The 20469-nt window shown below is 68.4% G+C and carries 17 protein-coding genes and 1 riboswitch; of the genes, 8 read left to right on the top strand and 9 right to left on the bottom strand.

Annotated features, from left to right (window positions below; genetic code table 11):
* Positions 1 to 121 precede the first annotated feature (121 nt).
* The gene (locus tag ABD206_RS09520) at positions 122 to 1540 is read right to left on the bottom strand and encodes a D-alanyl-D-alanine carboxypeptidase family protein (protein ID WP_344071884.1); all 1419 of its coding nucleotides are present in this window, start codon (positions 1538 to 1540) and stop codon (positions 122 to 124) included.
* A 38-nt stretch (positions 1541 to 1578) separates the two neighbouring features.
* Positions 1579 to 1688, top strand: a riboswitch (TPP riboswitch).
* Between ABD206_RS09520 and ABD206_RS09515 the strand changes: the two genes are divergently transcribed.
* From ABD206_RS09515 to ABD206_RS09500, 4 genes are all read left to right on the top strand, one after another.
* Positions 1682 to 2299, top strand: a complete 618-nt coding sequence (locus tag ABD206_RS09515; RefSeq protein WP_344071882.1) for an ECF transporter S component — start codon at positions 1682 to 1684, stop codon at positions 2297 to 2299. Its footprint overlaps the riboswitch before it by 7 nt.
* A complete protein-coding gene (locus ABD206_RS09510; RefSeq protein WP_344071880.1) occupies positions 2259 to 3773 on the top strand; it encodes an ABC transporter ATP-binding protein in 1515 nt (504 codons plus the stop codon). The genes ABD206_RS09515 and ABD206_RS09510 overlap by 41 nt, the downstream gene beginning before the upstream one ends.
* Before the next feature lie 5 nt (positions 3774 to 3778).
* Positions 3779 to 4567, top strand: coding sequence for an energy-coupling factor transporter transmembrane component T family protein (locus tag ABD206_RS09505; protein WP_344073526.1), 789 nt, complete (start codon positions 3779 to 3781; stop codon positions 4565 to 4567).
* Positions 4568 to 4618: 51 nt separating this feature from the next.
* Positions 4619 to 5383 (top strand): SDR family NAD(P)-dependent oxidoreductase, encoded by a 765-nt coding sequence (locus ABD206_RS09500; RefSeq protein ID WP_344071876.1) that lies wholly within the window; start codon positions 4619 to 4621, stop codon positions 5381 to 5383.
* Positions 5384 to 5398: 15 nt separating this feature from the next.
* Here ABD206_RS09500 and ABD206_RS09495 read toward each other — a convergent pair whose 3' ends face one another.
* Both ABD206_RS09495 and ABD206_RS09490 read right to left on the bottom strand, forming a co-directional pair.
* Positions 5399 to 5917, bottom strand: a complete 519-nt coding sequence (locus ABD206_RS09495; RefSeq protein WP_344071872.1) for a hypothetical protein — start codon at positions 5915 to 5917, stop codon at positions 5399 to 5401.
* Positions 5914 to 6759 carry an LssY C-terminal domain-containing protein gene (locus tag ABD206_RS09490; protein WP_344071870.1) on the bottom strand — a complete coding sequence of 282 codons (846 nt, stop codon included), beginning with the start codon at positions 6757 to 6759 and terminating at the stop codon, positions 5914 to 5916. Before ABD206_RS09490 ends, ABD206_RS09495 begins: the two co-directional genes overlap by 4 nt.
* Before the next feature lie 179 nt (positions 6760 to 6938).
* Between ABD206_RS09490 and ABD206_RS09485 the strand changes: the two genes are divergently transcribed.
* Together ABD206_RS09485 and ABD206_RS09480 are read left to right on the top strand one after the other, a co-directional pair.
* Entirely contained in the window at positions 6939 to 7727 is a 789-nt protein-coding gene (locus ABD206_RS09485) for an enoyl-CoA hydratase/isomerase family protein (RefSeq protein ID WP_344071867.1), read from the top strand.
* Positions 7724 to 8563: an SDR family oxidoreductase gene (locus ABD206_RS09480; protein ID WP_344071865.1), complete on the top strand. Its 840-nt coding sequence runs from the start codon at positions 7724 to 7726 to the stop codon at positions 8561 to 8563. The genes ABD206_RS09485 and ABD206_RS09480 overlap by 4 nt, the downstream gene beginning before the upstream one ends.
* Before the next feature lies 1 nt (position 8564).
* On the opposite strand, the gene ABD206_RS09475 is transcribed toward ABD206_RS09480, so the two are convergent.
* The 4 genes from ABD206_RS09475 to ABD206_RS09460 all read right to left on the bottom strand — a co-directional run bounded on the left by ABD206_RS09475 (position 8565) and on the right by ABD206_RS09460 (position 13989).
* A complete protein-coding gene (locus tag ABD206_RS09475; RefSeq protein WP_344071863.1) occupies positions 8565 to 9398 on the bottom strand; it encodes an HAD family hydrolase in 834 nt (277 codons plus the stop codon).
* A 90-nt stretch (positions 9399 to 9488) separates the two neighbouring features.
* Positions 9489 to 10913, bottom strand: coding sequence for a glycoside hydrolase family 1 protein (locus ABD206_RS09470; protein WP_344071861.1), 1425 nt, complete (start codon positions 10911 to 10913; stop codon positions 9489 to 9491).
* 99 nt (positions 10914 to 11012) lie between these two features.
* A complete protein-coding gene (locus ABD206_RS09465) occupies positions 11013 to 12851 on the bottom strand; it encodes a beta-glucoside-specific PTS transporter subunit IIABC (protein ID WP_344071859.1) in 1839 nt (612 codons plus the stop codon).
* A gap of 268 nt (positions 12852 to 13119) precedes the next feature.
* Entirely contained in the window at positions 13120 to 13989 is an 870-nt protein-coding gene (locus ABD206_RS09460; protein WP_344071857.1) for a PRD domain-containing protein, read from the bottom strand.
* A gap of 36 nt (positions 13990 to 14025) precedes the next feature.
* Between ABD206_RS09460 and rlmN the strand changes: the two genes are divergently transcribed.
* Both rlmN and ABD206_RS09450 read left to right on the top strand, forming a co-directional pair.
* Positions 14026 to 15342, top strand: coding sequence for a dual-specificity RNA methyltransferase RlmN (rlmN, locus tag ABD206_RS09455; protein ID WP_344071856.1), 1317 nt, complete (start codon positions 14026 to 14028; stop codon positions 15340 to 15342).
* Positions 15343 to 15382: 40 nt separating this feature from the next.
* On the top strand, positions 15383 to 16399 hold the full coding sequence (locus ABD206_RS09450) for an aldo/keto reductase family protein (protein WP_344071855.1): 1017 nt from the start codon (positions 15383 to 15385) through the stop codon (positions 16397 to 16399).
* Positions 16400 to 16487: 88 nt separating this feature from the next.
* Here the strand turns inward: ABD206_RS09450 and ABD206_RS09445 are convergent, their stop codons facing one another.
* On the bottom strand, positions 16488 to 18017 hold the full coding sequence (locus ABD206_RS09445) for a carboxylesterase/lipase family protein (protein WP_344071854.1): 1530 nt from the start codon (positions 18015 to 18017) through the stop codon (positions 16488 to 16490).
* A 57-nt stretch (positions 18018 to 18074) separates the two neighbouring features.
* Positions 18075 to 20462 (bottom strand): phosphoenolpyruvate synthase, encoded by a 2388-nt coding sequence (ppsA, locus tag ABD206_RS09440; protein ID WP_344071852.1) that lies wholly within the window; start codon positions 20460 to 20462, stop codon positions 18075 to 18077.
* Positions 20463 to 20469 lie beyond the last annotated feature (7 nt).

Below are 20469 nucleotides of genomic sequence, written 5' to 3'. Positions count from 1 at the left end.
GGCGTGACCCTCGCGGCAGGCGTGACTCTCGCACCGACGCATCCCGATGTCGTCGAGGCATCCCGCTATGCGGGCCAGCTCGGTGAGAACTGGATGCTTCGATGAATGTGGGCGCGGGCGATCAGCGGACGAGGCCCCAGAGCTCGAGCGGGTGAGTGAGGCGCCACCAGGGTGAGGGGCCCTCGATCGTCGTCGTGACCACGGCGTCCACCGTCATGGTGTCGAGGGGGCCGGAGAGCGTGAACGTGCCGGCGGGCGCGTCGGCATCGGTGCCGGCGTCGAGATCGAGCGATGTCGTGGACGTCGAGGACGCACCGTTCCAGAGGATGACCGAGGCGTCCGCCGTCGTGCGGATGGGGGAGGTCTCGTCCCAGGCCGTCTCGACCGTTCCCACGAGCGTGCCCGCCGGGACGATGTAGGGCGTCGCCAGCTCCGTCTCCAACTGTGCGAGCAGGGCGCGTCCTGCCTCGGCGCGGCGTTCATCGGAGGGCTCGCCCAGCACCGTCGCGTAGCCGCGGATGACCGTGTCACCGACGGTGAAATCCCGCGCGACGACCAGGTCGTTGATCTCGCGGCCGGAGACCGCCAGTGTTCCGGTCTTGACGCCCACGACGCCGGGGTCTGCGATCAGGTCGTTCGTGCTGGTGACGACGCCGACGCCGGGAAGATCGACGGCGGGCTGTGCCACGATCTGGGCGATCACGGGATTTTCCATCGCCTTCTCGGCGAGCGCGATGACCCCTGTCGGTGTCGCCGTGTTGTTCTCGTCGATCCCGGTCGGTTCCACCACCGTCACGCCGGAGATGCCATGCGTCGCCAGCCACGAGCGGGCGGCGCTGGCGAACACCGCGTCTGTCGGCCAGAACTGGTCGGCCATCCGCTGCGCGTAGTTGTTCGCCGAGCCCACCAGAACCGCCTCGAGCATCTGATACTCGCTCAGCGATTGGCCGACAGGAACCGGCAGTGCCGACTCGCCGCGCGCAAGCGCGTTGTAGTACGCGTAGCTGTCCGAGGACGTGAACCAGTAGTCCGGTCCGGACTCGCCGACGGCGAGCGGGAGTCGATCGAGCACCATGAGCGCGGTGACCAGCTTGGTGATGCTCGCGATCGGCGAGGCCTCACCCGTGGAGGAGACGGTGCCGTTCTCTCCCGTCGACTCGAACCCCGTGACGGCGACGGCGGCGCTGCCGTCGGAGGGCCACGCGGGCGCAGCGGCCGCGGCCGTGAGGGGTGCGACCTCGACGGATGCCGTTGTCGGCATGACGGAGGTGAGGGGCCAGAACAGCGTCACTCCGGCGTAGATCGCCACGGCCGCGAGCACCATCAGTGTCGGGAAGATCGCGGCACGTACCCAAGATGCCTTGCGAGGCATGTCATCGAGTAGGCCGACGATGTGGCGCGGCTCGGCGTAGACGACGGCGGTGCGGGCACCGGCCCAGCGGAGAGCGATGTCGGTGCCGGGGGTGGTGTCCGCGGGCTCGGGCACGAGCGCGTCCGAGTCCGTCCCCGTCGGGGCCGCGGGCGCTTCGGTGTCCGTCATCTCGCCCAGGTTAGCTCGAACTGCGTCCTATACTCGTCAGCGTCAACCACGGGAGTCCGGAGAGACCGGGCTGAGAGGAAGCGTTCCCGCTTCGACCGTCGAACCTGATCTGGGTCATGCCAGCGCAGGAAGGAGAGAACAATGTCTGTTGCGTCGTCCCCGAAAACCGGAGCCCGCACGTTCCGCTGGAGGATCGTCGACATCGTCGTCGCCAGCGTCGTCGGCGTGGCATCCGGCCTGATATTCCTGGCGTGGAACGTCGGATATGTCGGCCCGAGCACCGTGCTCGAGCCGCTGCTGCCGGGCCTTCAGGGGCTGCTCGACGGCCCCTGGCTGTTCGCCGGCGTGCTGGGCGCACTCATCATCCGAAAGCCCGGTGCCGCGATCTACACCGAGGTGCTCGCCGCCGTCGTCTCCGCGCTTGTCGGTAATCAGTGGGGTGGGTTCCTCACGCTCGAGGCGGGGTTCGTCCAGGGGCTGGGAGCCGAGATCGTCTTCCTGATCTTCGCTTACCGCGTCTGGTCGCTGCCGGTTGCGATGCTGGCAGGTGCGGGAGCGGCGCTCGCCGGCGGTATCAACAACCTCGTGCTCTGGTACGTGGGCGCCGACGTCACCTTCACGATCGTCTACATGGTCAGCACAGTGGTCTCGGGTGCGGTGATCGCGGGTCTGCTGTCGTGGCTTCTCATGCGGGCGCTCGCGGCAACGGGCGCCTTGGATGCCTTCCCCGCGGGTCGTCAGACCCGTCAGCGCGTCTGACGTGAGCACCGCACCTGCCTCCCCACCCGTTGCGGTCGTCGCGAACGGGTGGGGATGGCGGCACGGCAGCCGACATGCGTGGGCGCTGCGCGGGCTGGATCTGCGCATCGACCCCGGGGAGCGGGTGCTGCTGCTGGGCGCCTCCGGATCGGGCAAGTCCACCCTCGCGAAGGGGCTTGCCGGCGTGCTGGGCGGGGACGAGGGCGAGAGCGAGGGCGCCCTGTTGCTCAATGGTGCCGCGGCCGCGAACGCGCGCGGCCGCGCGGGGCTCGTGTTGCAGGATCCCGACTCCCAGGTCGTCCTCGCTCGGGTCGGCGACGAGGTCGCGTTCGGCTGCGAGAACCTTGGCGTGCCGCGTGAGGAGATCTGGTCACGTGTGCGCGAGGCGTTGCACGTCGTGGGGCTCGACGTGCCCCTGGCGCACTCCACGTCTGCGTTGTCCGGAGGACAGAAGCAGCGGCTCGCGCTCGCGGCGGTCGTCGCGATGCGGCCGGGCCTGGTCATCCTCGACGAACCGACCGCGAACCTCGATCCCGATGGCGTGAGGCAGGTGCGCGACGCCGTCACACGGGTGCTGGATGCCACGGGCGCGACGCTCGTGGTCGTCGAGCACCGCGTCGATGCCTGGGTGCCGTTGGTCGACCGGGTCGTCGTGCTCGATCAGGGCGCGGTCATCGCCGACGGCCCACCCGAGACGGTGTTGCGTGAGCGTGGTGCGGACCTCGCCGCGGCGGGCGTATGGGTGCCCGGGCACCGTGCGACGTGGCCCCGGCGCGCCACGACCGCGCCGGGAGAGGTGCTGCTGTCGGGGCGCGGGATATCGGTGGAGCGGGTGCGCGGCACCACGGTCGCACAGGTACCGAGGGTGCAGGTACGCGCGGGTGCGGCGTTGGCGATCACCGGGCCCAACGGCGCGGGCAAGTCCACCCTCGGGCTGACGGTCGCGGGTCTCATCCCTCCGGGATCCGGCGTGATCGAGGCATCCGCTGCCCTGGCCGCGGGCCAGACCGGGGTGCCGCACACCTGGCCCTCGCGTGCGTTGCTGACGCGTCTGGGAATGGTGTTCCAAGACCCGGAGCATCAGCTGCTCGCGAAGACCGTGCGCGCGGAGCTCGACGTCGGCCCGAGGGCACTCGGGCTGAGCGAGGGGGAGATCCAGGCTCGCATCGACGAGCTGCTGCACCGCCTTCGGCTGGAGCGGCTTGCCGAGGCAAACCCCTACACGCTGTCGGGAGGAGAAAAGCGGCGCCTGACGGTCGCGGCGGCTCTCGCGACCCGACCGCGCGTGCTCGTGCTCGATGAGCCGACCTTCGGTCAGGATGCCCGCACGTGGGCCGAGCTCGTCGCACTCCTGGCCCGCGTGCGCGACGAGGGTTCGGCCGTGGTCGCGATCACCCACGATCTCGATGTCGCGGAGGCACTGGGTGCCGAACGCCTCGTCCTTCAGAAGACTCCGCGGGAGAAGGCGTCGTGATCGAGATGCAGACGCCGCCGCCCCCCGCGCTCGGGACCCGCGTGGCGCGCCTGAATGCGGTCGCGAAGCTCCTTGCGATCGTGGTGCTCACCGTTCCGCTCATCCTGACTCTGGATGTGGTGTCCGCCGGTGTCGCGCTGGCGCTCGAATTGGCGCTGTTTCCCTTCGCCGGCCTCGGTTGGGGTGCGTTCTGGCGCCGCACATGGATCGTGTGGCTGCTCGCGCCCCTCACGGGCCTCACGATCGCCCTGTACGGCGAGACGAGCGGGCAGATCTACGCCGAGTGGTTCGTGGTGCGCATCAGCGAGGGATCGCTTGCCCTTGCCCTGGCCACGATGCTGCGCGTGCTCGCCATCGCGCTGCCGTCGGTCGTGCTCTTTGCCACCGTCGACCCCACGGACCTTGCCGACGGTCTCGCGCAGGTACTGCGACTTCCCGCCCGCTTCGTGCTCGGTGCGCTCGCCGGGCTGCGGATGGTCGGCCTGTTCATGGACGACTGGCGGGCGCTCGAGCTCGCGCGCCGCTCGCGCGGCGTGGCCGACCGGGGCCGCATCCGGCGCTTTCTCGGCATGGCCTTCGCTCTGCTGGTGCTCTCCATCCGCCGCGGCACCAAACTCGCTGTGGCGATGGAGGCGCGGGGCTTCGGAGCGCCCGGTCCGCGCAGCTGGGCGCGCGAGTCGCGCTTCGGTGTGGCCGAGTGGCTGTTCGTGGCGCTCGGAGCCGCCGTGGCGGCCGTCGCCGTGGCATCCGCGAGTCTGCTCGGAACGTGGAACTTCATCCTCGGCCCCGGGTGAGTACCACCACCGGATACGCTGTCCGAACAGGTGGTTCGAAGGAGAATGCGCATGAACATATCGGGAGCTGCAGCCCTGGTCACGGGTGGGGCGAGTGGGCTGGGGCTGGCCACCGCGACGGCGCTGGCCGCGCGCGGAGCGACGGTCACGATCGTCGACCTGCCGGGCTCGGCGGGAGTCGAGGTCGCCGAGCGCCTCGGCGGTACGTTCGCCGCGGCCGACGTCACCGATGCCGCGCAGGTGCGCGCCGCGGTGGCGCAGGCGTCGGCATCCGGGCTGTTGCGGGTCGTCGTCAACTGCGCGGGTATCGCTCCGCCGGCAAAGGTCCTGGACCGGGAGGGCAACCCCAACCCCGTCGCGGCCTTCGAGAAGATCGTGAAGATCAACCTCGTCGGCACGTACACCGTGATCTCTGAGGCCAGTGCCGCCATGGCACGCACCGAGCCGGACGGCGAGTCCCGCGACCGCGGGGTGATCGTCAATACCGCCAGCGTGGCCGCCTTCGACGGGCAGATCGGCCAGCCGGCCTACTCGGCGAGCAAGGGCGGCGTCCACGCGATGACCCTTCCGATCGCGCGCGAGCTGGCGCGCTATGGCATCCGCGTGTGCACGATCGCCCCCGGGATCATGGAGACCCCGATGCTGCGCTCGCTGCCCCCAGAGGCGCAGGATTCTCTCGGGGCGCAGGTGCCGTACCCCTCGCGACTGGGTCGCCCCGAGGAGTACGCCGAGCTCGTGCTGTCGATCGTCGGCAACGGCTACCTCAACGGCGAGACGATCCGACTGGATGGCGCGATCCGGATGGCGCCGCGGTGATGCGGCGCGTCCATGTCAGGGTCGGTCGTTGCGCCGGGAGTACGCGGCTGCGCTCCGACTGGAGAGGGCCAGCAGAGTCAGCACGTCGAGGCCGATCGCGAACAGGGTCGTCTGCAGGGTGATCTCCTGCTCGCGCAGGAACCACGTCACGAATGCGACGGAGATCGACACGACGGCGAGCGCCATGATGAGCACGCGCGCCCAGTTGTGCCCCCGCCAGACCGCATAGACGACCGTCAGCTGGATGAGCAGCGCCACCACGATCAGGGTGATGTAGGTCCACAGCGCGATCTGTTCGTCCGCAGCAGAGAGCGATGAGCCGATCGTGTCTTCGAACTCGTCGATGAGATCGGGCCAGTCCAGCCACACGGCGGCGATGAGGGCCGTGCCCGCAAGAACCCGCAGGAGGATGATGAGGGTTCCGGCCATGATCGACACGGGTCGCGGCATGTCCGGATCGTGCGCGACCGGGCGCAGGAGGGAGACGGGCGGCTCGTATGCGGCGCGCTTGTGCGGGCTGGACTGCGGGGTCATCGCGTCACCGCCGTTCCCTCGGCCGCGGTGGTCGCGACCTGACGCACATCGATGATCGGCAGGTCGCCGTCGGTGCGGATCGAATCCCCACCGCCGTTGCGCGCGTGGTAACTGGTCGCGAAGTCCTTCAGGATCTCGACCGTGATCGCGGTGTCCGCGCCGGTGAGGGTCTGCACGATGTGGTCGCGCTCGACATCGGTGTCGGCATCGATGCGGTGGGTGACCTGCAGCGTGAACAGCGACAGCCCCACGCTCGTGTCGAAGGTGCCGGCCGCGAGCCAATCGACGCGACGACCGCCCGGCAGGGGCCAGTCGTCGGGGCACCTCCAAAACCTGACGTGGTGGCGTTGGGCAGGATTGCCGGCGACCTCCTGCTGGTAGGCGAAGTCCTGCTGACGGCCGAAGAGGAACAGCGGACTGACCGGGGCCTCGTCGTAGCTGCGGCGGGTAATGGTCGATGTCACGATGCGCACGGACGACGCGAGCGTCACGGGGTCGGCGGGGGTCCAGCCCGCGGCGCGCATCGCGGTGTGGATCTGAGCGGCGGTGCCCATCAGCGCCAGGTTGACGGGGTCGCCGAGCAGGCCGTCGCTGGTGCGGGTGCGGCCGATGAAATAGTCCGGGACGTAGATCGTCGTGAGGATGCGGTGGATGCGGGGGAGTACGAGGTAGGCCAGCAGCACCCAGAAGCCGATGGCGATGAGGATGCCCCACCACCCCGTGCGAAACGACTCCGTCAGGCTCAGGTAGGCCAGCCAGAGGGCGGCAAGGCCCGCGAACACGAAGAAGAACCAGTCAAGTGCGACTCCGATGGAGTAGCCGCGACGTCGTCTCGCGCTCATGGGGTCAGACTATCCCGGTGGGTGCGCAGAGGGCGGGGAAGTGAGGCGGATCGTGCGACGCGGTCCCGTGTCGTGCGAGACGCCGTCTCGCGGGTAGAGTGACGACGGGCATCGACGAGGAGCCCTCACGCCGACTCCTCGCATAGGCCCCGTCGCAGAGGCGCTGTCGCGGAGGACATATGAGCGATTCGATCCTGCTCGAGATCGAGAACGGTCTTGCACACATCACCCTCAATCGCCCTGCGCGGTTGAACGCGGTGGACTTCGAGATGGGTGCACGGTGGCGCGACGTCGCGGCCGTGACGACCTCCGACCCTGCGGTCACGGCGATCCTGCTGGATGCCGCGGGCCCGGCGTTCTGCGCGGGAGGCGACGTCGTGGCGATGTCGGCGCAGGCCGAGGCAGGAGCCGAAGCGATCACCGGGATGGCAAGAGTCATCAACGAGGGCATTCTGAGTTTCGTGCACTCTTCGGTGCCGATCGTCGCCGCCGTCCAGGGAGCTGTCGCCGGCGGCGGGCTCGGGCTCATGCTGTGCGCCGACTACATCGTGGCCGCCGACAGCGCGCGCTTCGTGAGCAAGTACGCCAATATCGGCCTCACCCCCGACCTGGGCGTCTCCACTCTGCTTCCCGCTGCCATCGGGCAGCGCCGCGCGATGACGATGCTGCTGCAGGACCGCAGCCTGGATGCCGCGGAGGCCGCGGACTGGGGCCTGGTCAACGAGATCGTGCCGAAGGCCGAGGTCGCCGCCCGGGCACGCGAGGTCGCGACGTTCTGGCACGCGGGCGCCACGACGGCGTTCGGCCAGGCGAAGCGGCTTGTCCGCTCGGGTATCGGGCGCTCGTTCGCGCAGAACCTCGATGATGAGGCCGTCAGCATCGGGGAGCGATTCGCGACAGACGAGGCGCAGGTGCGCATCCAGGCATTCGCCGCGGCAGCCGCCCGGCAGGGGAAGGACAACTCATGACCGAGAAGGCTCTCGCCGGAAAGACGGTGCTGATGTCGGGCGGGAGCCGCGGAATCGGGCTCGCGATCGCGCTGCGCGCCGCCGCCGACGGCGCGAACATCGCGCTGCTGGCCAAGACCGATTCGCCGCATCCCAAGCTCGAAGGGACGGTGCACACCGCGGCCGCCGCGATCGAGGCCGCGGGCGGACATGCGCTCCCGATCGTCGGCGACGTGCGCAACGACGACGACATCGCCGAGGCGGTCCTGAAGACCCAGGGAGCTTTCGGTGGCATCGACATCGTGATCAACAACGCGAGCGTCATCGACCTGTCGGGGTCGGTGGATCTGTCGGCCAAGAAATATGACCTCATGCAGGAGGTCAACGTCCGGGGCACCTTCATGCTGTCGCGCGCGGCGATCCCGCACCTCACGCACTCGACCAACCCGCACATCCTGTCGTTGTCGCCGCCGCTGAACCTGTCGCCGCGCTGGCTCGGCGCGCACACCGGGTACACGATGGCCAAGTACGGCATGACGATGGCGACGCTCGGCATGGCATCCGAGTTCGCCGGCGCGGGGATCGCCGCGAACACGCTGTGGCCCCGCACGACGATCGCGACCGCGGCGGTGCAGTACTCCCTCGGCGGCGACCGGATGATGGCCGTCAGCCGCACGCCCGAGATCTACGCGGATGCCGCGTACGAGGTGATCACGAAGCCCGCGCGGGAGTACACGGGGCAGACGCTCATCGTGGAGGACGTGCTCGAGGCCGCGGGGATCACCGACTTCGCCCGCTACGCCGCCGTTCCCGGTACCCCCGACGCCGCGCTGTTCCCGGACGTGTTCCTGGACTGAGTCAGATCAGGCCGTGTGTGGCGAAGGCGTTGGCCACACCGTGGTCGCTGACGCTCGTGGTGACGTCGTCGGCGAGGGCCTTGAGTTCCTCGTCCGCGTTGCCCATGGCGATGCCGACCCCGCACACCTCGAACATCTCGACGTCGTTCCAGCTGTCGCCGATGCCGATCGCGTCCTCCGCAGAGCGGCCGAGGTGGGCCAGGAGCGTTTCGATCGCCGCGCCCTTGGTCGTTCCCCGGATGCCGATCTCGCCGTTCGTGCCGCCGGGAAGCGGCATGCTGCCGGGGACGACATGGAAGCGATCCCCGAGCGCGTCGGTCGCGCGGGCGACCGCGTCGCGATCGTTGCTGACGAACACGGCCTTGGCCACGGCATCCCTGTCGATGTCCGCGAGATCCCGGAAGCGGGGAGGCCCCTGCGGAGCGGTCTGCGGCTCGTCGGGGGCGATGCGCGACTGCCACTGCCTGACGAAGTCGGCGACCATCGCCCGCACCTCGGCCGAGGCGTAGACGCCGTCGTTGGTCTGTAGGAAGTAGGGGATGCCCGCCTCGGCGAACCACTCCTGCAGCCGCTCGACGGCATCGCGCGGCATCGGATCCGACACCACCAGATCATCGCCGCTGGTCGCATACGCCCCGCCGTTGGTGATCGCGCCGTCGAACCCGATCGCGGCGACGTCGGGGTGGATGTCACCGGCCGAGCGTCCCGTGCTGAGGTACACGAGGTGACCCGCCGCGCGTGCGGCACGGACGGCCTCGACCGTGGATGACTGCACGGTGCGGCCGTGGTCGAGGATCGTGCCGTCGACGTCGAGAAAGGCGATGCGGGGGCGCATGTGACTCCAAACAGTTCGTCTCCGGGATGCGCGCGGCACCCCGGAGACGAACGTAGCCCGTTCAGGTGAACGCGGCTCTCAGCAGCGGGCTCAGCGGGTCAGGGCCGCACCGTTGGTGCGGATGACCTCCGCGTACCAGCCGAAGGACTTCTTCTTGTAGCGCGCGAGCGAACCGGTCCCGTCGTCGTTGCGGTCGACGTAGATGAAGCCGTACCGCTTGCTCAGCTGTGCGGTCGAGGCGCTGACGATGTCGATGCAGCCCCAGCTCGTGTAGCCGAGAACGTTCACACCGTCCGCGATCGCCTCGCCGACCTGCACGAGGTGGTCGTTGAGGTACGCGATGCGATAGTCGTCCTCGACGGTCGTGACGCCGTCGACCTCGACGAGCTGGTCCTTGGCGCCCAGTCCGTTCTCCACGACGAACAGCGGCTTCTGCCACCGGTCCCAGAACTGGTTCAGGACGAGGCGAAGGCCCACGGGGTCGATCTGCCAGCCCCACTCGGATGCCTCGAGCGTCGGGTTCGGCACGCCGCCCATGATGTTGCCTTCGCCTTCGACCTTCTTCGAGGGGTCCGCGGTCATCGCGACCGACATGTAGTAGCTGAACGAGACGAAATCGACGGTGTTGGTGAGGTCCTCGCGGTCCTCCGAAGTGATGTCGAGTTCGATGCCCTTCTCGCGCAGGGTCCGCAGGAAGTACCCAGGGTACTCGCCGCGCGTGTGCACGTCGCCGTAGACGAGGTTCGAGTGGTCGAAGTCCATGACGGCGACGGCGTCGGTCGGAGCCGGCGACAGCGGGTAGACCGGCATCGACAGCACCATGCACCCGATCTGCGCGTTCGGTGCGACCTCGCGGGCGATGCGGGTGGCCCGCGCGGATGCCACGAGCTCGTGGTGCATCGCCTGGTAGAGCTCCTGGTCGGTCAGCTCCTCCTTGGGGGTGCTGATTCCGCCGGACATGAAGGGGGCGTGCAGCAGCGAGTTGATCTCGTTGAAGGTCAGCCAGTACTTCACTCGCGCTCCGTAGCGCTCGAACAGGGTGCGGGCGTAGCGCTCATAGAACCCGATGAGTTCGCGGCTCTTCCAGCCGTCGAAGCGCTCGGCGAGGGCCAGCGGGGTCTCGTAGTGCGAGATCGTGACCAGCGGCTCGATGCCGTGTCTCTCGAGCTCGTCGAGCACACGGTCATAGAAGGCGAGGCCCTCTTCGTTGGGTTCGGCGTCATCACCGTTCGGGAAGATGCGGCTCCAGGCGATCGAGAAGCGGTAGACGCCGAACCCCATCTCCGCGAACAGGGCGATGTCCTCGGCGTAGCGGTGGTAGAAGTCGATCGCCTCGAGCTTGAGGTTGTCGGGGGTGGGCTCCGCGGTGCGCGGAGCAACGATGCCCTGGGGCATCACGTCCTGCACGGACAGACCCTTGCCGCCCTCGTTGTAGGCGCCCTCGATCTGGTTCGCGGCGGTGGCGCCGCCCCAAAGGAAGCTCGCGGGGAACGGCGTGTCGGCGGTGGTGCTCATGGTTCTCTCTCTTGTTTCGATCGGATGCTGCTTCGGTGTCGGTCGGGGGTGTGGATGCCGCGGGTGGCGACATCCACACCCTGTTGCCTGACGCGCGCCTCAGGCGGTGGCGGCGGGCATGACCTCGACGACGAAGAACAGCGGGTCGCCGGTGTCCACGGCGCCGGCGACCCGTTCGCCGACGATCGCGTGGTCGTCGCCGTTGGTGACGATCACCGGGGTGATCGTGTCGTAGCCCGCGGCGGTGATGGCCGCGGCATCGAATTCGACGAGGACCTCGCCGGCCGTGACGGCCTGCCCCTGATCGACCTTTAGCGAGAAGCCCTTCCCACCGAGCTCGACGGTGTTGATGCCGAGGTGGATGAGCACCTCGGTGCCGTCGGCGGCGCGAAGGCCCACGGCGTGACCGGTGGGGAATGCGGCGGCGACGACTCCGTCGAAGGGGGCGACGACCACGTTGCCGGTCGGCCGGATGGCCACGCCGTCACCGAGCAGACCCTCGGCGAAGGTGGCGTCGGGAACCTCCGACAGCGGAACGACGGTTCCCGCGAGCGGGCTGCGCACATCGGTGTCCTTCGCCTCGGCGACAACGGGCTCGTCCTCCTTGGGCTCGGTGAAGCCGACGAGGATGACGAGCAGGAACGGGATCAGGATCGCCGCAGCGAGACCGATGGCGAGCAGCGCCATGTTGCCGTTGCCGAACAGGGCGGGGAGGGCGAGGCCACCGGGAACCACGAACGAGGTCGAGAACACACCACCGATGGCGATGATCGCGCCACCGATCGCACCGCCGGCGATGCCGAACGCGAAGGGGGTCTTCAGCGGCAGGTTGACGCCGTAGATCGCCGGCTCGGTGATGCCGGCCAGGAACCCGGAGAGGGTGGCGGGGGCGGCCAGCGACTTGAGGTTCTTGTTCTTGGCGCGCACCCACACGCCGGCGACGGCGGCGGCCTGCGCGAGGACCGCGGCGAACACGGGGCCAATGAGCAGCATCTGGCCGGTGGTCTGGAACTCGATCTGGAAGACCGGGACGAGGCCCCAGTGCAGGCCGAAGATGACGAAGACCTGCCAGAGGCCGCCCATGATCGCGCCACCGAGCCACGGGACGACCTCGAACACCCAGCCGATCGCTCCGCCGAGCCAGCCGCCGAGGAGGTCGGAGATCGGACCGATCACCAGGAACACGATCGGCACGGCGAGCAGGATCACGATCATCGGGGTGACGAAGCGTCGGATCGAGGCGTGGAGCTTCGCGTAGAGGAAGCGTTCCGCGTGGCTCTGCAGCCACACGATCACGATGATCGGGATGACGCTCGAGACGTAGCTGACCATGACGAACGGGATGCCGAAGAACGTCAGTCCTTCGGCGCCGACGGCCGCTGTGATCGTCGGGTAGAGCATCGCGGCCGCAATGGCGAAGGAGGTGAACTCGGATGCCTTGAAGTAACGCGCCGCCGAGATCGCCAGCGCCAGCGGCAGGAAGTTGATGAACGCATCCGAGAGGGCGTTGAGCACCATGTAGGTCGAGGTGGCCGTGTCGATCCATCCGAAGGTCACGGCTGCCGCGAGGAAGGCCTTGAGCAGACCGGTGCCGGCCAAGGCCCACAGGATCGGCGTGAAGATCGACGAGATCATCTTGATGAACCGGTTGAAAAGGTTGCCCTTGGGCTCATCGGTTGCCGAGGTTCCCGACTCCGTCGCGGTGGTGATCTTCGAGATCTTGCCGATGGCGGTGAGCACCTCTCCGACCTCATCGCCGATGACGACCTGGTATTGGCCGCCCGACTGCTGCACCGTGACGACCCCGGGGACCTTCTTCACGGCGGCGGTATCGGCCTGGGACTCGTCGCGCAGCGTGAACCGCAAACGGGTCATGCAGCTCGTGAGGTGCGCAACGTTGCTTTCGCCTCCGACGCCCTTCAGGACGTCTTCAGCCACTTTCTTGTGATCCACGTGGATTCACTTCCCTTCGCCGCTTCAGGGCGGCGTCCATGCTGTTTTTCTGTTCCCTCGGCCTGTTTCTGGCAACAAAAAAACCTGAGCTGCGAACAACGCGGTGAAGCGTTGATCAGCTCAGGTTTTGCCTGCGTGCGCAGTAACAATCCGAAGACTGGTCGGGTTTTGGGCCCGTGCCGGTCACGTTAGCACAGGGGACGAATCCGAGAGAAGGACGATGGTCCCGCCCGATCCGATCCGCTGAGAGCGCTCAGCCCACTCCGACGCGCTTGGTCAGCCGCTCGATGTGGACGATGATGTACAGCCGTTCTTCGGCGGTGAGCTCGCTCTCGGTGGCGGCCTGGATGTAGGCGGCCACCCGATCGGCGCACTCGGCGGCGCGGGGATAGCTGTTGCGGGCGAAGTCGTAGAACGAGGTGTCGCCGCTTTCGAGCATCGTCTTGCTCACCAGGCGCTGCAGCAGGAACTTCACGTGCAGAATGAAACGGGCGTAGTCGGGGCTCGAGACATCCAACGTGATGCCGTAGAAGTGCTCGACCGTTCCGACGATGTGCTGCAGGCGACGCAGCAGCAGCGACGCGGTGCCGTTGGGCTCGTCGCGGGTGGCGTTGAGCAGATGCATCGTCAGGAAGATCTGCTCTTCCGCGGGCAGTTCTTCGCCGAGGTCCCTCGACAGTCGCGCGGCCATCGCCCCGGCGGCGGCGAACTCGTCCGGGTAGAGGACGCCGAGTTCGGGAAGCGGCGCGGCGGGGATGCGGATGCCACCCGCCAGGCGTTCCAGGACATACCCCACGTGGTCGATCACCGCGATCGGCAGACTCCTGCCGAGGTCCCGCCCGAGCATCTTCTGCGCGTCGCCGATCGCAGCGGCGACGGCCATCGCGAGCTCGATCGGCGCATTCGCGAGGGTGGCCTCGGCCTGGGCCGGATCGCCCTCCAGGAGGAAGGTCTTCTCGATCTTGCTCACCTCGACCCGGTCCCCGGGCTTCGTCTGGAATCCGAGTCCGCGCCCCATCAGCACGACCTCGGCGCCCGCGGCGTCTTCGCTGACGACGACGTTGTTGTTGAGCACCTTGTGCACGACTCCCGCGCCGAGCGGCGTTTCGGGTGGGCCGTTCATGCCCGTCATCCTAGGGCCATCGCCTACCCTGGAGGCATGGCCACCGCGCTTCCTCCGTCGTCTTCTGGTGCACCGCAGGTGCGCCCGCAGACGGCGCCCGCGGCCTCTGGTGCACCTCAGGTGCGTCCGCAGACAGCGCCCGCGGCCTCTGGTGCACCGCAGGTGCGCCCGCAGACAGAGGGCTGGACGCAGAAGAAGGACGCCGAGGGGCGTCCCCTCCTGCAGTTCGCCAGCCCCAAGCGCGGCAAGCCGCCGGCACACCTCGCCGACCTGACGCCCGCCGAGCGCGTCGCCAAGGCGAAAGAACTCGGACTGCCGGGATTCCGCGCCAAGCAGCTCGAGAAGCACTACTTCACCCACTGGACCACCGATCCCGCCGACATGACGGATCTGCCGGCAGCGGGTCGCGAAGAGCTCGTGGCGGGCCTGCTGCCACCGCTGTTGACAGAGGTACGGCGCCTCGACACCGACCGGGGCGACACGATCAAGTTCCTCTGGAAGCTGCACGACGGGGCCCTCGTGGAGTCGGTCCTCATGCGGTACCCGGGTCGGATCACCCTGTGCGTCTCCTCCCAGGCCGGCTGCGGCATGAACTGCCCGTTCTGCGCGACCGGTCAGGCAGGCCTCACGCGCAACATGTCGGCCGCCGAGATCATCGACCAGGTCGTGCGTGCGAACCAGGTCATCGCCCGGGGAGAACTGGGTGGCAAGCGCGTCGGAGACAACTCCGCGGAGCGCGTTTCGAACATCGTCTTCATGGGCATGGGGGAGCCGCTCGCCAACTACGCGAGGGTCATGCAGGCCGTCCGCGTGATGACCGACAAGGACCACGGCATGGGCATGAGCGCCCGCGGGATCACGGTCTCGACGGTCGGGCTGGTCCCTGCGATTCGCAAGCTCGCCGATGAAGACGTCCCGGTGACCTTCGCGCTCTCGCTGCATGCCCCCGATGACGAGCTGCGCGACGAGCTGATCCCGGTCAACTCGCGCTGGAAGGTCGACGAGGCCCTCGACGCTGCGCGTGCCTACTTCGACAAGACCGGGCGGCGCGTGTCGATCGAATACGCCCTGATCAAGGACATGAACGACCACGCCTGGCGTGCGGACCTGCTCGCCGAGAAGCTCAACGCGCGTGGCCGCGGTTGGGTGCACGTGAACCCGATCCCACTGAACCCGACGCCGGGGTCGATCTGGACGTCCTCTGAGACCTCGGTGCAGAGCGAGTTCGTGCGCCGGCTGAACGCCGCGGGCGTTCCCACCACCCTGCGCGATACCCGCGGCAAGGAGATCGACGGCGCGTGCGGACAGCTGGTTGCGACATCCGATGACGAACAGGCCGCGGCGACCGTCTGAGACCCGCCCGACCCGTCTCGCGCGCGGCTAGCGTGGAGGCATGGTCACCTATCGCTACCTCGGCAACAGTGGATTCAAAGTCTCCGAGATCACCTACGGCAACTGGATCACGCACGCCTCCCAGGTCGAGAACGACGCCGCCGTCGCCACCGTGCACAAGGCGCTGGACCTCGGCATCACGACCTTCGACACCGCGGACGTGTACGCCAACACCGCCGCCGAAGTCGTCCTCGCGCAGGCTCTCAAGGGGCAGCGCCGCGAGGGGCTGGAGATCTTCACGAAGGTGTACTTCCCCATCGGCCCCAAGGGACCCAATGACACCGGGCTGTCGCGCAAGCACATCTTCGACGGCATCCACGGATCTCTGAAGCGCCTGGACGTCGACTACGTCGATCTGTACCAGGCGCATCGCTATGACTACGAGACGCCGCTGGAAGAGACGATGCAGGCCTTCGCCGACATCGTGCGGCAGGGCAAAGCTCTCTACATCGGCGTGAGCGAGTGGACGGCGGAGCAGCTGCGGGCAGGCCACGCCTTGGCCACGGAGCTCGGGTTCCAGCTGATCTCCAACCAACCGCAGTACTCCGCGCTGTGGCGGGTCATCGAGGGCGCGGTCGTGCCCACCTCTGCGGAGCTCGGGATCTCGCAGATCGTCTGGTCGCCGATGGCGCAGGGGGTGCTGTCCGGCAAGTACCTGCCCGGTCAGCCCGCGCCCGCGGGCTCGCGGGCCACGGATGAGAAAGCCGGCGCGTTCTTCATCCAGCGCTTCATGAACGATGACGTGCTCGCAGCGGTGCAGCAGCTGAAGCCCATCGCCGCCGAGGCGGGGCTCACGATGCCGCAGCTGGCGATCGCGTGGGTGCTGCAGAACCCCAACGTCGCCGCCGCCCTCGTGGGGGCATCCCGACCGGAGCAGCTGGAGGACTCGGTGAAGGCCTCTGGGGTCGTGCTGGATGCCGATGTGATGACGGCCATCGACGCGGCTCTGGGGCCGGTGGCCGAGACCGACCCTGCCAAGACCGAGGAGTCTTCTCCGAGAGCGCGTGTCACCGGCTGAGCGCGCTCTGCCACGCAGCCCGATGTCATCGCCGGGGCCCGCTGTGCGAGATGTCTCGGGGGAGGGTGGATGCGTCTGTGGCGCGGGGTCAGGGGAAGGCCAGCGGGCTGTCGCCCCACCCCGTGCGCAGCGCGGCATCGAGGTCGTTCACCGCGGTGTCGGTGTCGTCGATGACCAGGGCGGCGCGGGTGTCGGTGTCGAAGGCGGGCCAGGATGTCGCACCGGCTGCATCGGGAGCGCCGCCCTTCGCGAAGGCGACCCAGCGCTGCTGCATCCGCTCCGAGAGGCGGTCCGCGCTCTTGCGCCCACCCAATCGGAAGGTGATGTCGTGTTCCCGGACGCCCAGGGTTCCCCAGACATACGGGAGTTCGCTCGCGTGTGTGGCGCCGATGCCGAGCAAGCGCAGCATGAGCGGTGCATGGTCGAAGCGATAGAGCCACACCGGCGTGTGTCGCGAGTGCCCCTCCGCCGCCCACAGCGTCGGCATGCGGAAGCCGATGTCGCGGGCGATCCCCATCCCGATCATGCGGTGGCGGACCCTCTCGTAGGCCGAGAGGATCTGCTGCTTGGCGGGAAGATCCAGGTCCGGACGCTCGCGGCCGAGGTCTTCCAACATCTGGTCGATGTCGTCTTCGTGGATCGGCATGAGCGGCGACTTCATGAGTCGGAACAGTGATGCCTCGTCCTTGTTCGTGCCGATCAGCAGCGGAATGCGCAGGCCGCGGCCGTCGGCGAGCACGGCGAGCGGTGCCTCGGGGATGAGGTCGCCGTCGATCACAGGCCCGAACGCGATGGTGCCCGGCGCGCGCGTCGGTACGTCGTTGAACACCGTGATGCCGGCCTCGACCACCGTCTGGAGCTCCATGCTCCGCAGCGCGACGGGCGTCGGATCGCCGACGATCTCAAGGAACGCCCGGGTCACGCCCGCGGCGCGATCGGCGTCGTAGACGCTGGAGACGGGGGAGGACTCGGCGATGGCGCGGCTGAACAGTCCCTCGGCGCTCGGGGTCGCCAGCAGCGTCGTGACCATGCCCGCGCCGGCGGATTCGCCGAACACGGTCACCTGCCCGGGGTCGCCGCCGAAGTCGCCGATGTTGCGCTGCACCCAGGCGAGGGCCAGCAGCACATCGCGGAGGGCCAGGTTGCCGTCGAAGGGATCGGTCGAGGTGGACAGGCCGGTGAGATCCAGGAAGCCGAGCGAGCCGATGCGGTAGTTGATCGTGACGACGACGACACCGCGCCGGGCCAGGGAAGCCCCGTTGTAGACCGGTTGGCTGCTCGCGCCGAATGTATAGGCGCCGCCGTGGATCCACACCATCACGGGCATCGATCCGTGGGCGACCTCGGGCGCCCACACGTTCAGGAACAGGCAATCCTCAGACATGACGGCATCCGGCCCGAGCTGGATGGCCGGGTTCGTCGGTTGCGGCGCCACGGCACCGAACGCCGTGGCATCCACGACGCCGTCGACATCGGGCGCCGCCCGCGGCGCCCGCCATCTGAGGTTTCCGGTCGGCGGCAGGGCATATCGGATGCCGCGCCACACGCGCGTGTCGTGGTCGTCGGGTTCGCCGCGAAACGCCCCGGCGGGCGTGTTCGCCACAAGATCGTCGCTCATTCCCGCCCCTGTCTGCCGCCGCGTCTCGTCCGCCAGCCTAGGGCGGCCGTGCGCGGGTCAGGCCGAGCGGGCGCCGTGACTCTCGGAGAGCGAGAGCCAGGTCTCCACGACCGTGTCGGGGTTGAGGGAGACCGAGTCGATGCCCTGAGCCACGAGCCATGCGGCCAGGTCCGGGTGATCCGAGGGCCCCTGTCCGCAGATGCCGACGTACTTGTCGGCCGTGCGGCACGCCGCGATGGCCAGTGACAGCATGTGCAGCACGGCAGGATCCCGCTCGTCGAAGGTCTGCGAGACCAGCGAGCTGTCGCGGTCCAGACCCAGCGTCAGCTGGGTCATGTCGTTCGACCCGATCGAGAAGCCGTCGAAGAACTCCAGGAAGTCATCCGCCAGCACGGCGTTGCTCGGCAGCTCGCACATCATGATCACCTCGAGGCCGTTCGCCCCCCGACGTAGCCCGTTCTCGGCGAGCAGCTCGACGACCGCGTGGCCCTCGCCGACCGTGCGCACGAACGGCACCATGAGTTTGACGTTGGTCAGGCCCATCTCGTCGCGGACGAAGCGCATCGCCTCGCACTCCATCTCGAAGCAGGCGCGGAAGTCGGGGGAGATGTACCGCGAGGCACCGCGGTAGCCGAGCATCGGGTTCTCCTCGTGCGGTTCGTACAGCTCGCCGCCGATGAGGTTCGCGTATTCATTGGACTTGAAGTCCGAGAGGCGCACGATCACCGGTTCGGGCGCGAAGGCGGCGGCGATCATCGAGACGCCCTCGATCACGCGCTTGACGAAGTAGTCCCGCGGCGACTCGTACGCCGCGATACGGGTCGCGATGTCGGCCTTGAGATCGGCGGGGAGCGTGTCGAACTCGAGCAGAGCGCGCGGATGGATGCCGATCTGCCGGTTGATGATGAACTCCAACCGCGCGAGCCCCACACCGGCGTTCGGCAGACGTGAGAACGAGAACGCCTGGTCGGGGGTGCCGACGTTCATCATGATCTTGACCGGCGGCTCTGGCATCCGGTCCAGGTGGGTCTGCTCCTCTTCGAAGCTCAGGATGTTGCGGTAGACGAATCCGGTGTCACCCTCGGCGCACGAGACGGTGACCTCTTGTCCGTCGACAAGGGTCGTCGTGGCATCCCCGGTGCCGACGATCGCCGGGATGCCGAGCTCTCGCGCGATGATCGCGGCGTGGCACGTGCGACCACCGCGGTTGGTGACGATGGCGCTGGCGCGCTTCATGATCGGCTCCCAGTCCGGGTCCGTCATGTCGGCCACGAGCACGTCGCCGGGCGTGAAGGAGGCCATCTCCGAGACATCCCGCAGCACCCGCACCGGCCCCGCGCCGATGCGCTGACCGATCGCTCGGCCGGCGACGATGACCTCACCCTTCTCATGCAGCACGAAGCGGCGGATGATGCCGGCATCGGCGCGCGAGACGACGGTCTCGGGTCGGGCCTGCAGGATGTAGAGCTTGCCGTCGATGCCGTCCTTGCCCCACTCGATGTCCATCGGGCGGCCGTAGTGCGCCTCGATGAGCATCGCGGTGCGCGCGAGCTCTTCGACCTCGGTATCCGTGATCGAGAAGCGCACGCGGTCGGCGCGCTCGACATCCACGAAGGCGGTGCTCGCGCCCACCGTGCGCTCGCCGGTGTAGCGCATGGCGATGGCCTTCTCGCCGACCGAGCGCTTGAGGACAGCGGGGCGACCCGCGGCCAGCGCGGGCTTGGACACGTAGAACTCGTCGGGATTGACCGCACCCTGCACGACGGCTTCGCCCAGGCCGTACGAGCTCGTCACGAACACGGCGCCGTCGAAGCCCGACTCGGTGTCGACCGTGAACATGACGCCCGACGCCCCGACATCCGAGCGCACCATGCGCTGGATTCCGGCCGAGAGCGCGACCTCCGAGTGGGTGAACCCGTGGTGCACACGGTAGGCGATCGCGCGGTCGTTGTAGAGGGAGGCGAACACCGAGCGCACCGCCTGCAGGACATTCTCGATCCCGGCGATGTTGAGGAACGTCTCCTGCTGGCCGGCGAAGGACGCCTCGGGAAGGTCCTCCGCGGTCGCGCTGGAGCGCACCGCCCAGCTGACGTTCTCGGGGTCGGCGTCGGCGGCGACCAGGCGCTCGTAGGCCGTGCGGATCGCCTCCTCGAGAGCCGGCGGAAAGGGCTGCGCCTCGATCCAGGCGCGTACCGTGGAGCCGACGCGCGCGAGCTCGCCGACATCCTCGGGGTCGAGCGCGCTCACCGCCTCGTCGATGCGCTGCTCCAGCCCGTCGTGCGCGAGGAAGAAGCGGTAGGCGTCCGCGGTCGTCGCAAACCCTCGCGGGACGGATACTCCCGCGGCGGCGAGGTGGGAGACCATCTCGCCGAGGGAGGCATTCTTGCCGCCGACGATCGGGACGTCATCCATTCCGAGTTCTTCGAACCAGGCGATGTGGGACATGGTGGGG

The sequence above is a fragment of the Microbacterium sediminicola genome (assembly GCF_039531125.1).
Taxonomy (GTDB): Bacteria; Actinomycetota; Actinomycetes; order Actinomycetales; family Microbacteriaceae; genus Microbacterium; species Microbacterium sediminicola.
The sequence above is the reverse complement of the archived record's forward strand: the minus strand, read 5'-3'. Positions and strand labels throughout refer to the sequence as shown.

Excerpts from the sequence above, each read along its gene's own strand:
- ABD206_RS09520 (WP_344071884.1), bottom strand. The coding sequence starts at position 1,540 with ATGACGGACACCGAAGCGCCCGCGGCCCCGACGGGGACGGACTCGGAC.
- ABD206_RS09515 (WP_344071882.1), top strand. The coding sequence starts at position 1,682 with ATGTCTGTTGCGTCGTCCCCGAAAACCGGAGCCCGCACGTTCCGCTGG.
- ABD206_RS09510 (WP_344071880.1), top strand. The coding sequence starts at position 2,259 with ATGCCTTCCCCGCGGGTCGTCAGACCCGTCAGCGCGTCTGACGTGAGC.
- ABD206_RS09505 (WP_344073526.1), top strand. The coding sequence starts at position 3,779 with ATGCAGACGCCGCCGCCCCCCGCGCTCGGGACCCGCGTGGCGCGCCTG.
- ABD206_RS09500 (WP_344071876.1), top strand. The coding sequence starts at position 4,619 with ATGAACATATCGGGAGCTGCAGCCCTGGTCACGGGTGGGGCGAGTGGG.
- ABD206_RS09495 (WP_344071872.1), bottom strand. The coding sequence starts at position 5,917 with ATGACCCCGCAGTCCAGCCCGCACAAGCGCGCCGCATACGAGCCGCCC.
- ABD206_RS09490 (WP_344071870.1), bottom strand. The coding sequence starts at position 6,759 with ATGAGCGCGAGACGACGTCGCGGCTACTCCATCGGAGTCGCACTTGAC.
- ABD206_RS09485 (WP_344071867.1), top strand. The coding sequence starts at position 6,939 with ATGAGCGATTCGATCCTGCTCGAGATCGAGAACGGTCTTGCACACATC.
- ABD206_RS09480 (WP_344071865.1), top strand. The coding sequence starts at position 7,724 with ATGACCGAGAAGGCTCTCGCCGGAAAGACGGTGCTGATGTCGGGCGGG.
- ABD206_RS09475 (WP_344071863.1), bottom strand. The coding sequence starts at position 9,398 with ATGCGCCCCCGCATCGCCTTTCTCGACGTCGACGGCACGATCCTCGAC.
- ABD206_RS09470 (WP_344071861.1), bottom strand. The coding sequence starts at position 10,913 with ATGAGCACCACCGCCGACACGCCGTTCCCCGCGAGCTTCCTTTGGGGC.
- ABD206_RS09460 (WP_344071857.1), bottom strand. The coding sequence starts at position 13,989 with ATGAACGGCCCACCCGAAACGCCGCTCGGCGCGGGAGTCGTGCACAAG.
- rlmN (WP_344071856.1), top strand. The coding sequence starts at position 14,026 with ATGGCCACCGCGCTTCCTCCGTCGTCTTCTGGTGCACCGCAGGTGCGC.
- ABD206_RS09450 (WP_344071855.1), top strand. The coding sequence starts at position 15,383 with ATGGTCACCTATCGCTACCTCGGCAACAGTGGATTCAAAGTCTCCGAG.
- ABD206_RS09445 (WP_344071854.1), bottom strand. The coding sequence starts at position 18,017 with ATGAGCGACGATCTTGTGGCGAACACGCCCGCCGGGGCGTTTCGCGGC.
- ppsA (WP_344071852.1), bottom strand. The coding sequence starts at position 20,462 with ATGTCCCACATCGCCTGGTTCGAAGAACTCGGAATGGATGACGTCCCG.